General features: G+C 66.3%; 12 protein-coding genes. 2 read left to right on the top strand and 10 right to left on the bottom strand.

The annotated features are described in order from the left end of the window. Window positions 1–38: 38 nt before the first annotated feature. A complete protein-coding gene (locus ACN0RC_RS08515; protein WP_417510738.1) occupies window positions 39–1,139 on the top strand; it encodes a polysaccharide deacetylase family protein in 1,101 nt (366 codons plus the stop codon). A 7-nt stretch (window positions 1,140–1,146) separates the two neighbouring features. After that, window positions 1,147–2,013: a carbohydrate kinase family protein gene (locus ACN0RC_RS08510; RefSeq protein ID WP_417510736.1), complete on the top strand. Its 867-nt coding sequence runs from the start codon at window positions 1,147–1,149 to the stop codon at window positions 2,011–2,013. 43 nt (window positions 2,014–2,056) lie between these two features. On the opposite strand, the gene ACN0RC_RS08505 is transcribed toward ACN0RC_RS08510, so the two are convergent. The 10 genes from ACN0RC_RS08505 to ACN0RC_RS08460 form a co-directional block, all read right to left on the bottom strand. Then, the gene (locus ACN0RC_RS08505) at window positions 2,057–2,800 is read right to left on the bottom strand and encodes an alpha/beta hydrolase (RefSeq protein WP_417510734.1); all 744 of its coding nucleotides are present in this window, start codon (window positions 2,798–2,800) and stop codon (window positions 2,057–2,059) included. After that, window positions 2,797–3,756, bottom strand: coding sequence for an SDR family oxidoreductase (locus ACN0RC_RS08500; RefSeq protein ID WP_417510732.1), 960 nt, complete (start codon window positions 3,754–3,756; stop codon window positions 2,797–2,799). The genes ACN0RC_RS08505 and ACN0RC_RS08500 overlap by 4 nt, the downstream gene beginning before the upstream one ends. Next, window positions 3,753–4,706: a bile acid:sodium symporter family protein gene (locus ACN0RC_RS08495; protein WP_417510730.1), complete on the bottom strand. Its 954-nt coding sequence runs from the start codon at window positions 4,704–4,706 to the stop codon at window positions 3,753–3,755. The genes ACN0RC_RS08500 and ACN0RC_RS08495 overlap by 4 nt, the downstream gene beginning before the upstream one ends. Continuing rightward, window positions 4,703–5,992, bottom strand: coding sequence for a flavin-containing monooxygenase (locus ACN0RC_RS08490; RefSeq protein ID WP_417510728.1), 1,290 nt, complete (start codon window positions 5,990–5,992; stop codon window positions 4,703–4,705). The genes ACN0RC_RS08495 and ACN0RC_RS08490 overlap by 4 nt, the downstream gene beginning before the upstream one ends. A gap of 84 nt (window positions 5,993–6,076) precedes the next feature. After that, entirely contained in the window at window positions 6,077–7,222 is a 1,146-nt protein-coding gene (locus ACN0RC_RS08485) for a mannitol-1-phosphate 5-dehydrogenase (protein ID WP_417510726.1), read from the bottom strand. After that, window positions 7,219–7,653 (bottom strand): PTS sugar transporter subunit IIA, encoded by a 435-nt coding sequence (locus ACN0RC_RS08480; RefSeq protein WP_417510724.1) that lies wholly within the window; start codon window positions 7,651–7,653, stop codon window positions 7,219–7,221. Before ACN0RC_RS08480 ends, ACN0RC_RS08485 begins: the two co-directional genes overlap by 4 nt. Then, window positions 7,650–9,257, bottom strand: a complete 1,608-nt coding sequence (locus tag ACN0RC_RS08475) for a PTS mannitol transporter subunit IICB (RefSeq protein ID WP_417510723.1) — start codon at window positions 9,255–9,257, stop codon at window positions 7,650–7,652. Before ACN0RC_RS08475 ends, ACN0RC_RS08480 begins: the two co-directional genes overlap by 4 nt. Continuing rightward, a complete protein-coding gene (gene ptsP / locus ACN0RC_RS08470) occupies window positions 9,254–10,939 on the bottom strand; it encodes a phosphoenolpyruvate--protein phosphotransferase (RefSeq protein ID WP_417510721.1) in 1,686 nt (561 codons plus the stop codon). The genes ACN0RC_RS08475 and ptsP overlap by 4 nt, the downstream gene beginning before the upstream one ends. Continuing rightward, window positions 10,936–11,217: an HPr family phosphocarrier protein gene (locus tag ACN0RC_RS08465; RefSeq protein ID WP_417510719.1), complete on the bottom strand. Its 282-nt coding sequence runs from the start codon at window positions 11,215–11,217 to the stop codon at window positions 10,936–10,938. The genes ptsP and ACN0RC_RS08465 overlap by 4 nt, the downstream gene beginning before the upstream one ends. Continuing rightward, window positions 11,214–11,555, bottom strand: coding sequence for a PTS sugar transporter subunit IIB (locus tag ACN0RC_RS08460; RefSeq protein ID WP_417510717.1), 342 nt, complete (start codon window positions 11,553–11,555; stop codon window positions 11,214–11,216). Before ACN0RC_RS08460 ends, ACN0RC_RS08465 begins: the two co-directional genes overlap by 4 nt. Window positions 11,556–11,657: the final 102 nt, after the last annotated feature.

Raw genomic sequence — 11,657 nt, 5'->3', positions numbered from 1 at the left:
GAAGGCGAGCCACGCATCAGCGCAGGCGCAGACTGAACATGCGGGTTCTGCTGGTCGGGGTCGCCGCTGCCATCCTCGTGCTCGGAGTGTCGCTGACGGTCGTCATCTCGACGATTCGCGCGAACTCCGTGCAGGCGGTCGCCGCACCGGCGCCGAAGCCGACGGTGACGCCCACGCCCACACAGACTCCTCTCTCGCCGGTCGAGCAGCTGCTCGCCGATGCGGATGATCCGCTGGCGTGCGCCGTCGTATTCGCGGGGGAGGGGATCGCGGATGCCCCGATGCTGCAGCACCAGGGCGCGCTGTACGCGGCGCTTCCGATCCCCGCGCAGGAAGGCATGGCCTTCGGCGGCTGGTACGCGACCCCGCAGAGCGCCGTAGCCTTCGACCCGGCATCCCGGATCAACGGCGCCGACGAGGTGGCCTGCGAAGATCAGACGATCGAGCTGTTCGGGTCGTGGATGCCCGCCGACCAGAACGCTGCGGCCGGCACCGAGGTGCCGATCCTGATGTACCACCAGTTCACCACTCGCCCGGAGGGGGAGGACGGCTGGCTGCGTGGCAACTACGCGTACATCGGCGACTTCGAAACCCAGATGAATCACATCGCTACCACGGGGTTCTACCTGCCGACGTGGGACGAGCTCAGTGCCTTCATCGACGGGCGGCTGTACCTCCCGCCACGATCGGTGATCATCACGGACGACGACGCGGATCAGACCTGGTTCGATCTGGCAGCGCCCATCGTCGCGAATCATAAGCTGCTCGCCACGTCTTTCATGGTCACCGCCTACCGGCAGGACCCGCCTCCGTCCATCTACGTTCAGCGGCGTTCGCACACCCACGACATGCATCAGGCGGGCGAGAACGGCGAGGGTCGCATGGTGAACTGGGCAGCGGACGAGATCGCCGCAGACCTGAACATCTCCGGCGACGTTCTCGGCGTGCGTGAGGTCGTCGCGTACCCGTTCGGGCACTACAACGACACGACCAAGCATGGCGTCGCGCAGGCCGGGTATGAGATGGGCCGCACGATCGAGCCGGGCACGGTCGTCATCGGCACCGACAAACTCGCCCTGCCTGTCGTCCGCATCGACTACGGGATGGGCCTGGATGCCCTGATCAGTTGGATCGGTTGATGGATCGATGAACTCTCCACGTGTCTTCGTCGCCGGCCCCGCGACATGGAATTCGATCGTCGTGCTCGACAGGCTTCCCGACCCTGTGCCGCATATGCAGTTCGCGGAGGAAACCTGGGAGACGATCGGCGGAACGAGTGCGGGGAAGGCGTTGAGCCTCGCTGCCGCGGGTGTCGACGCCGTGCTCTACGCTCTCGTCGGCGATGATGAGGCGGGTCACTGGATCCAGGATGCGCTGGCGGCAGCGGGTGTGCCGGTCCTCTGGGGCGAGAGCACGCAGACCGAACGCCACCTGAACCTGATGACGCGCGGGGGAGAGCGCGTGTCATTGTATCTGGCATCTCCTTCAGAGCAGAGCGGAGGCGTTCCCGAGGATGTGCGCGCAGCGATCAAGGGTTCCGAGGTCGTCGTGCTCGATCTCGCCGCGGAGCCGCGGCGCCTGTTGCCGGTCGCAGCCGAACTGGGCCGGCGGGTCTGGGTCGACGTGCACGACTACGACGGTGCGAACGAGTTCCACCGTCCCTTCCTGGACGCTGCGGACGCGGTGTTCTGCAATGCCGACAAACTGAGCGACCCGCTGGCATTCCTGCGTTCCCGTGTAAAGGCCGGTACGTCGTTCGCGGTGTGCACGTTGGGTGCGGAGGGCGCGGTGGCTGTGGACGCTGCGGGCGAGATCTTTCGGGTTCCGGCAGTCCCGGTCGATGTCGTGGATACGAATGGCGCGGGCGACGGCTTCTTCGCAGGAGTCCTCGCCGCTACCCTGGACGGAGCACTGCTGCCGCATGCGCTCGCCGCGGGAGCGGCATCAGCGTCGGCGGTGCTGCGGAGCAGACACCTGCATCCGCTTCTCGACCCCGTTCTGCGTCAAGCGTGACGGGAATGCGTGCGAGTCCGATCTGACGATCGGCGCACGGGGTTTACTCAGCGTCTAAAAGGGTAACGATCGGGACGAGCTGCTCTGTAACGACTCGGCGCATCTCTTCGACGGAGATCGTCGGTGTGCCGTCCCCTGGTTGCGGGCCGTAGTCGCCGAACGACGCGTGCGAGGCGCCGTCGATCTCGACGAGCAGAGCGTCATCGGGCAACCGGTGGCGGGCATCGGCGATCTTCGTCGGTGTCGAAAGACCGTCTTCAGTGCCGGCCAAGCTCAGCACATCGAGCCCGCTGTCCGAGAGGTCGCTCGCGCAGTACGAAGCGAACAGCACCAGCGCGTCAGCGTCTTCGGCGAGCTGACAGGCCCGCACTCCGCCCAGCGAATGCCCCCCGACGCTCCAATTCTCGACATCGGGTGCGGCGGCGGTGAACGAATCCATCCCGCGCAGGTCAAAGAACGCCAGATTCAGCCAGGGGCGTGTGATGACGACGGTGGTTCCCGCGGCCGCGACGTGCTGAAGGATCGCCACGTACGCCCAGGGGTCGACCTTCGCGCCGGGGATGAAGACCAGTCCGGTATCTGAGACGCCCTCGAGCGGGGCGAGCACAATGCCCTCCGGGGCATCTGTGATGGCGATCGCGGGATTCGCCTTCGCCTCAGCGAGCGGCTCGGGCTCTGCCTGCATGACGCCGATCTGTGTCCAGGCGAGCGTGCCGACGACCGCGATGATGACGACCAGGACGATGCTCAACAGGATCCACCGCAGCAGCCGACGCTTCTTCTTCATCGCACCAGGTTACGGGTGACACCGGGATGGGTCGCGAGATATTCGTCGAATGCCTCGGCGCTCGTGCGCGAGGGCACGAAACCGAATTCCTCTTTCAGCCGCCGGTTCGCCAGCACAGGGCGGTAGCGCAGGAACGGCACCTTCTCCGGCCCATGCGGAGTCAGTCGCAGCAGCTGCCCCGCACGCAGCGCGAACGACAGCATCCAGGCGGGAATCGTGAGCAGTGGCTTGCCCAGACGCTCGGCGATCTCGGCAACAGTGAGAGCGCCGTCGCCCGCGACGTTGTAGATCCCTGCGGGGCCGTCGGTCGCCGCACGCACCATCGCCGTTGCGACATCGTCCACCCAGATGAACACGAATGGGGCATCGGATCCTGCGATGCGCAGGATCCGGCTGCCGTCCCAGAGCGCGGTGATCTGGTTGCGCACATCAGGGCCGAGGATCGTGCCGATCCGGAAGATCACCTGCTCGAGCTCCGGGTGCGTCTTGCGGTACTCGGCGAGCATCTCTTCGACGAGGCGCTTGTGGCGCGAGTAGGGGAAGGCGTCGTTGCCGCGGACGGGCGTCGTCTCGTCGATCCACTCGGGGTTGTCCGGGTGGTATCCGTAGGCCGCGCCCGAACTCGAGACGACGATCCGCTTCACGCCCGCATCGACGCACGCGGCAAGGATGTTGGCTGAGCCGTCGACGTCGACACGGTACTCGAGCGCCACGTCTTTGCCGGGGTTCACGATCGCGGCGAGATGCACGACGGTGTCGATGCGGTGCTCGCGCAGGAGGGGAGCGATGCTCGCGGCATCCGTCACATCCAAGGTCACCGACAGGATGCCGTCTTCTGCGGGCCTGGCGCGCAGGTCAGCGGTGACGACGAGTTCCACATCGTCGCGCTGGGCGAGGAGCTGTGCGACGTGCGAGCCGAGGAACCCCGCGCCGCCGGTAATCAGCACCCGGGTCACGGGGCCGGCTCCATGGCGGTGCGTCCGGTGGCATCTCCCGTAGACGATCCCGTGCGCTTGCGCGTGTGCCGCGACCAGAGGCCGGCGACCACCAGACCGGCGATGATGTCCCAGATGCCCCACCAGCCGGCCACGATCGCCATACCGCCGAGCCCGCCGAAGAAGGCGAAGACCAGCCCGAGTCCCAGACCGGCGTTGCGGATGCCGACTTCGAACGTCATGGCCTTGCGCTCCCTGGTGCCGAGTCCGCCGATCACGGCGGTGCCGTAGCCGAGCCCGAGGGCCACGGCGTCGTGCACGGTGACCACCAGCAGCACGATCCCCAGCACGCTGACGAACACCGACCAGTTGCCCACGAGGGCTGCGACGATGAATCCGACGAGCGCGAGCAGGCTGAACCACTTGACGAACGGATGCGCCTTAGCGGCGATCTTCGGCAGCTTCGCCCGCACGAGCAGGCCGACGGCGAACGGAAGGCCGATGATCAGCACGATCTCCAGCAGCATCTTCAGCGGGTCGAGGGCGACAGCGTGCAGCACCGTTCGCGCCGTCGGGTGCAGAGAGCCCCAGAACGCGATGCTCAGCGGCATGGCGACGATGTAGATCAGGTTGCCGACGGCTGTCAGCGACACCGAGAGCGCGACGTTGCCGCCAGAGCGGTGGGTGAGCACCTGGGAGATGTTGCCCGGGGGGCAGCAGGCGACCAGGATCATTCCCATCGCCATGGAAGCTGTCACTGGGAGTATCAGCGTGAGGCCGAAGGTCACCGCAGGAAGCAGCAGAAGCTGCGCGAGGATCGCGATGACGAAGGGCTTGGGGTGCTTGGCGACAACGCGGAAGTCGCTGGGGGAGGTGTCGAGGGCGATGCCCAGCATGATGAGCCCGAGCACGACGTTCAGCAGCGTCAGTGACCCAGGGGTGAAGCTGAGGACGACGTCGTCGACGTTCATGCTGCGTCCAGGCTTTCGCGCTCTGCACGGACTGCGCCGCGATATGCGTCCTTGTTGACGTAGTACGACATGCGGTCCAGCGCCAGGTAGCGGTATCCGCCGGTGAGGTCGGGCCATGGCGTGCCGGTTACTCGTGTTCGGAAGCTCTCTGCGCGGGCCGGGTCGTTCTCCACAGCCGCGAGATAGCTCGCCAGCAGTTCTGCCTGCTCGTAGCGGCCCTGCCAGCCGAGCCCGGATGCCTCGACCATTCCCATCACATACAGGCCGTTGAACGCCGCGGGGAAGATATTGAGGAACAGACGTGGTGAGGCGCCGTGCCAGGACAGATGCTCGCGGTCGACGAAGGGGTATCCGAGCGAGTATCCGGTGGCGAGCAGAATCAGGTCGTACTCTCCTGAGCTCCCGTCGCGGAAGTGCACGGTGTGGTCATCGAAACGGTCGATGTCCGCGCGGATGCGCAGGTCGCCCTGACCGAGGTGTCCCAGCACCGCGGTGTTGACGATCGGGTGAGACTCGTAGATGCGGTAGTCCGGCTTCGGGAAGCCGAAGCGCACCGGGTCGCCGGTGAACGCTTTCAGCACCCGGGAATCCACGGCCTGCTTGAGCCGTCTCGGCAGCGGGCGGCCCTGATTGAGCGTGTCACTCGGCCGCCCGAACAGGTAGCGGGGGACGAAGTAGTACCCGCGCCGCACACTCATGTCGACGGATGCCGCGTGATGCACAGCATCCACGGCGATATCGCAACCGGAGTTGCCCGCGCCGATGATGAGCACGCGCTTGCCATCGAGCTGGGCGGCCTTCTTGTAGAAGTGGGTGTGCAGGATCTCTCCGGCGAACTCACCTGTGAAGGTCGGGGTGTTCGGATCGGCGAGCGTGCCGTTGGCGAGGATCACACCGTTGTACCAGCGGGTCTGCTCGCCTTCCTCGTCGATGGCGGTGAGATTCCACCCGCCCTCGTGCGGCTCCAGACGTGCGACGCGAGTGCCGAAGCGGAACAGCTCGGTCAGAGCGAACTTCTCGGCGTACGAACGGAAGTAGTCGTGCAGAACCCGATGGCTCGGATAGTCGACGTCGCTGTCCATCGGATACTCGGTGAACTCGGTGGTCGTGCGAGACGAGATCAGGTGCGCCGATTCATACATCGAACTGCGCGGGTTCGTGATGTCCCAGAGGCCTCCGACGTCGTGCGAGGCCTCGAAGCCTTCGACGTCGATGCCCTGCTTCTGCAGTGCGCGCGCTGCCGCCAACCCGGATGGACCTGCGCCGATGACGGCGTATCTGTTCATAGATGGTGCTCCCCGCACGACGATGTGCTCGATCTGCGCCCCCCAGCTGATCGACCCTAACCGATATGTGGTGCGGGGAGTGAATCAGGCCTCGCGCAGCTCGTTCTGGCGCGTCACGAACGCCGCGTGCACGGCTTCGAAGAGCGGATGCTCCGGCTCCAGTCCCGTCACCGCGGCCGTCAGCGCGTACGCGTCTTCGGTGCGAAGCAGACGCTGCAACTCGACGGACTGCTCGTCGGAAGGATCATCGAAGGCCAGGGCTGCGCCGACGGCAGCGATCAGCGCGTCGGTGCTCAGATCGCGCTCTGCCGCTTGAGAGGCAGGACCGATGAAACGCTCGTGTCGCGACAGCTTTCGCAGCGGCTGGCGGCCGACCCGCTGCACGGTGTCGATCAGTTCAGGGTTGCGGAACCGATCGAGGATCGTCGCCCGGTATTCGGCCAGCTCGGCGGGATCCAGGCCGTGCACAGCCGCAAGCATCGCGGAGGTCTCTTTCAGCGCGGCCTCGACGCGCGAGGCGATCGACGGATCCGCGAGCGCGTCGGAGATGCGCTCGATGCCCGCCAGCGCACCGAAGTACGCCGTTGCCGCATGCCCGGTGTTGACCGTGAAGAGCTTTCGCTCGATGTAGGGCCCGAGGTCATCGACGAAGTGCGCACCAGGAATGTTCGGCAGACGACCGGCGAACGGCCCCTGCTCGATCGCCCACTCGAAGTACGGCTCCACCGTCACATCGACGCCGCCATCGGCCGGCTGGGCAGGCACGATGCGGTCGACGGCGGTGTTCGCGAAGACCGCTCGGCCGGCGGCATCCGCATCGATCTTCTCGATCTCGGCGCGCAGCTGATCTGTCGCGCCGATCGCGTTCTCGCACGCCATGACCTGAAGCGGGTCGAGGTCGGGGGAGCGTCGAGCGAGCCCCGCAGCGATCGCCGGGGCGATGAAGCGCAGCACGGTCGGTCCGACAGCGCACGTGACGACGTCGGCCGTCGCGACCTCGTCAGCTGCGGCATCCGGGTCCTCCGCGCTGTTGACCGCGCGGTACCCGGTGACGACGCGATCGACACCGCCTGGTCCCGCCTCGTGCACCGTGTAGGAGTCGGTGGAGTTGATGGCGTCCACTAGGGCGCCGGCGACGTCGGAGAAGACGAGATCGTACCCGCCCTCGTGCAGCAGCAGTCCGACGAAGCCGCGCCCGATGTTGCCGGCGCCGAAGTGGACGGCTTTCATGCCTCGTTCACCGCCGACAGGAGTGCGAACAGCTCGTCCGGGGTCTGCGCCGCGTTGAGCTTCTCGACATCATCCTCGTCCGAGAACAGGATCGCGATCTGCGAAAGGATCTCGAGATGCTCATCGCCGCGCCCGGCGATGCCGATCACGAACGTCGCCTGCTCTCCGGCCCAGTCCACGCCGCCGTCATAACGGACGACAGACAGTCCGGAGGCGAGGATCGCCTCTTTGGTCTCGTTCGTGCCGTGGGGGATGGCCAGGCCGTTCCCCATGAACGTCGACACCGTTTCTTCGCGCAGCTTCATCGCGTCGACATAGGCGGGAGTGACAGCCCCTGCGGCGACGAGGATGTCCGTCGCCTCCTGCAGAGCTTCATCCTGGGTGACGGAGCCTGTGTGAATGCGAACCTGGCCGATTGTGAGGACGCTCATTGCTGTCCCTCCTTCTGCGATTGGACCATCTCGACGACCTCTTCATACTGCGGTGCATTCATGAAGTTGTCGACCGAGACGTGGATCGAGTTCGGGGACTTGTCCTTCGCTCGGTCGGTCAGCTGCTGCTGGGTGATCACGAGATCGGCGGTGCCGTCGAGGTTCGCGATCGCCTGGTTGGTGACATTCACATCCGTGATGCCCGCCTTCTTCAGCTTGTTGCGCAGCACGCTCGCACCCATCGCAGAAGAGCCCATTCCCGCATCGCAGGCGAACACGATGTTCTCGATCGGCGCGGTGGCGACGGCGGTGGCCGTAGTCGCCGGCGCGCTGGCTGCTGCCAGGTTCGACAGGTGCTCGGACTTCTTGCCCTTGTTGGCCTCGGTCTGTGCGATCGCGGCACCGAAGGCGTCGCCCTCCGCAGCCAGGTCGCGCTTGCGCGATGACCGCAGAATGATTCCGGTGAGCAGGAACGTCACCACTGCGGCGATCACAACCGAGAGGTACACGACGAGCAGGTTGCCGACGCCGCCGCCGATCGCTGCCGCCGTCACGGCGATGATGCTACCGGGGGCCGCCGGGAAGCCGAGTCCGCCGTTCAGCAGCATGTTCGTTGCGACACCAGAGGCGCCACCGGCGATGAGGGCGAGGATCGTCATCGGCTTGCTCAGCGCGTACGGGAAGTAGATCTCGTGGATGCCACCGAAGAACTGGATGACGGCAGCACCGGGAGCCGAGGCCTTCGCCGCACCCACGCCGAAGAATGTGAATGCCATCAGGAGACCGAGGCCGGGGCCGGGGTTCGCCTCGATGAGGAACAGGATCGACTTGCCGGTCTCCGCAGCCTGCTCGATGCCGAGCGGGGTGAACACACCGTGGTTGATCGCATTGTTGAGGAAGAGCACCTTGGCGGGCTCCACGATGATCGATACGAGCGGCAGCAGGTTGAACGACACCAGCCAGCCCACAGCGCCACCCAGTGCAGCACTGATGCCCAGCATGAGCGGTCCGAATGCGAAGAAGCCGGCGACAGCGAGGATCATGCCGAGGATGCCGGCGGAGAAGTTGTTCACCAGCATCTCGAAGCCGGCCTTGATCTTGCCGTCCCAGAGCTTGTCCATCTGCTTGGTGATCCAGGCCGCGAGCGGTCCCATGATCATCGCGCCGAGGAACATCGGGATGTTGGTGCCGACGATGACACCCATGGTGGCGATCGTGGCCACCACGCCGCCGCGCTCGCCGTAGACCAGTCGTCCACCCATATTCGCGATGAGCAGCGGCAGCAGGTAGGTGATCATCGGGCCGACGAGACCGACATAGGCGAAGAAGTTGCCACCGTCGCCCTCAGCGAGGGCAGTCATCGCGCCCTCCCACTGGATCGTGGCGGCGTCGCCGCCACCGCCGATGATCTCGGCGACCGGCGCCCAGTGCCAGCCGAACGGGCTGTCCGCGCCGAAGAACCCGGCGGGAATGAAGAGCATCGTGATGAAGCCCCAGGCGATGAACGCCGCGATGTTCGGCATGATCATGCCGGACAGGAACGTGCCGAAGCGCTGCACCGCGACGCGGGCACCCCCAGGCTTGGACGGTGACGTCGTCGTCATGATTTCTTCTCTTTCTGGTGGGGGGAGAGGGCTGCCACGGCATCGGCCGCGGCAGTGCGTGCGCTTGCTGCGTCATCCGCTGCAAGCGCGATCTCGGCGAGGCTTCGTGCCTCCTCGAGGGTGCGCTCGGAGAGCGCGAGTCGAACATCGGCAAGAGCAGCCGGAGCCATCGACAGGCTCGTCGCTCCCAGACCGACCAGGACGATTGCCAGGAGCGGGTCTGCGGCGGCTTCGCCGCAGACCCCTACGGGCTTGCCAGTGCGAGCGCCGGCTACGCCGACCTCCCCGACCAGGCGAAGCACAGCGGGATGCCACGGGTCCTGAAGGTTTGCGACGGAGCCGAGCATGCGGTCGGCTGCCATCGTGTACTGGGTGAGGTCGTTCGTGCCGATCGAAGCGAAATCCGTGTGCGCGAGCACGCGGTCGGCGAGCAGGGCGCTCGCCGGAATCTCGACCATGACGCCGGCAGTCCTGATCCCGTACTCCCTGGCGAGAGACGTGAAGTATTTCGTCTCCTCGACTGTCGCCACCATCGGCGCCATGACCCACAGGTCGGCGCTGGTGGCGGCATCCGCCTCGGCGAGCGCAGTGAGCTGCTCGCGGAGAATGTCTTCGCTCGCGCGCAGCGAGCGAAGACCCCGCAGACCCAGGGCAGGGTTCTCCTCGTGCGCGTCGTTCAAGAACGCGAGCGGCTTGTCGGCTCCGGCGTCGAGCATGCGCACGACGACCTTCTTGCCGGGGAATGCTTCGAGCAGCTCCGTGTACCCCGTGCGCTGCTCTGCGATGGTCGGTGCCTGTGCAGAGGAGAGGAAGAGGAACTCGGTGCGGAACAGGCCCACGCCTTCGGCGCCGCGGGCCACCGCATCGGCGGCGTCGGCCGGCTTGCCGAGATTCGCGAGCAGGGCGATGGCGGTGCCATCGGCGAGAGCACCGGGGGAGGGCGGGGCGTCGACGGCGGCGGCACGCTCTGCAGCCCTGGCAGTGGCCCGCTCGAGCTGTTCGCCAGAGGGATCGGTCGTGACGGTTCCCGCCGCGGCATCCACGATCACAGTCTGGCCGTCCTCGAGAGACACGGCGTCGGCTGCGCCCACGACAGCGACGATGCCCTTCTCTCTCGCGAGGATGGCGGTGTGCGAGGTCGGTCCGCCGTCTGAGGTGACGAGAGCAAGTACCTGCTCGAGATTGAGCAGCGCAGTGTCAGCCGGCGCAAGATCGCGCGCGATGAGCACGAACGGGTGCCCAGGGTCGGGGACGCCGGATGCGGCCACACCACGCAGATGTGCGAGAACGCGCTGGGCGATGTCGTCGAGGTCCGCGGCGCGCTCGCCGAGGTATCCGCCGACAGCCTCGAGGGTCGCCTTGAAGCCCTCGAACGCGTCATACACGGCCCATTCGGCCGTGCCGCCGTCATCGATGCGTGCATCGACCTCGTCCTGCAGCGTGGGGTCCTCGGCGATCATGGCCTGCGCCTCGAGGACCTCTCGCGCCGATCCTCCGGCGGACTCGCCGCGTTGCATCAGCTCCGCGGCGACCGCAGCGACCGCCTCGCGCGCACGTGCCCGCTCGGCATCGGTGCCCGCGGTGCTCGACGTCTTCTCGGGGGCAGGCAGAGCGTCCGCCATGCGGACGACCGGTCCCTGAGCGACGCCCTGACCGATACCGACTCCTCGCAACTCGGTCATGCCGTCTCCTGGTCATGGTCGGTGGTGAGCAACTCGGTCAGTGCATCCAGCACTGCCTCAGCGCCTTCGCCGTCTGCCGTGAGCGTCACGTAGTCGCCGTGCTCCACTGCCAGTGCGATGACGCCGAGGATGCTGGCGGCGTTGACCGCCTTGCCGTCGCCCTTCGCGATCGTGACGGGAATGCCGGATTCTTTCGCGGCCTGTGCGAAGAGCTTCGCGGGTCTGGCATGCAGTCCGTGGGAGGAGCCGATGCGGACAGTGCGTGAGATCTCGGTCATGATCTTCCTTTTGCGGTGGATTTCGCGGGGGATGGGGAATCGCTTGTGGCTGCGGACAGAGCCGCCTTGGCGATCGAGAGCGTCTGGGTGCCCTCTCGATCGCTGAAGACATCGTCGGGGAGGAGCGCGCTCTGTGCGGTGGTGGCGCTTCGGATCACATCGACGCGATCGGCCAGGTGAGGGCCAATGAGCACGAGATCCGCAAGTGCTGCGCTGACGCTGCTCTCGGCTCCTGCGGAGACCTGCCAGTCCAGGCCTGCCTGCATCGCGGCACGCCGCAGACGCTGAGCGACGAAAGTGCTCGACGCTCCCGCGCCGCACACCACCAGGATCTTCATCGATTCCCCTCTTTCACCCGCCTTCGCAAGGCTCTCTCCATTCTGGGAAACAGCTGGGAGAGTTGCCACCACGTTCTCTTCCGCCCCTGCGGAACACGCACT

Source organism: Microbacterium sp., assembly GCF_048259935.1.
Lineage (GTDB): Bacteria > Actinomycetota > Actinomycetes > Actinomycetales > Microbacteriaceae > Microbacterium.
The sequence above is the reverse complement of the archived record's forward strand: the minus strand, read 5'-3'. Positions and strand labels throughout refer to the sequence as shown.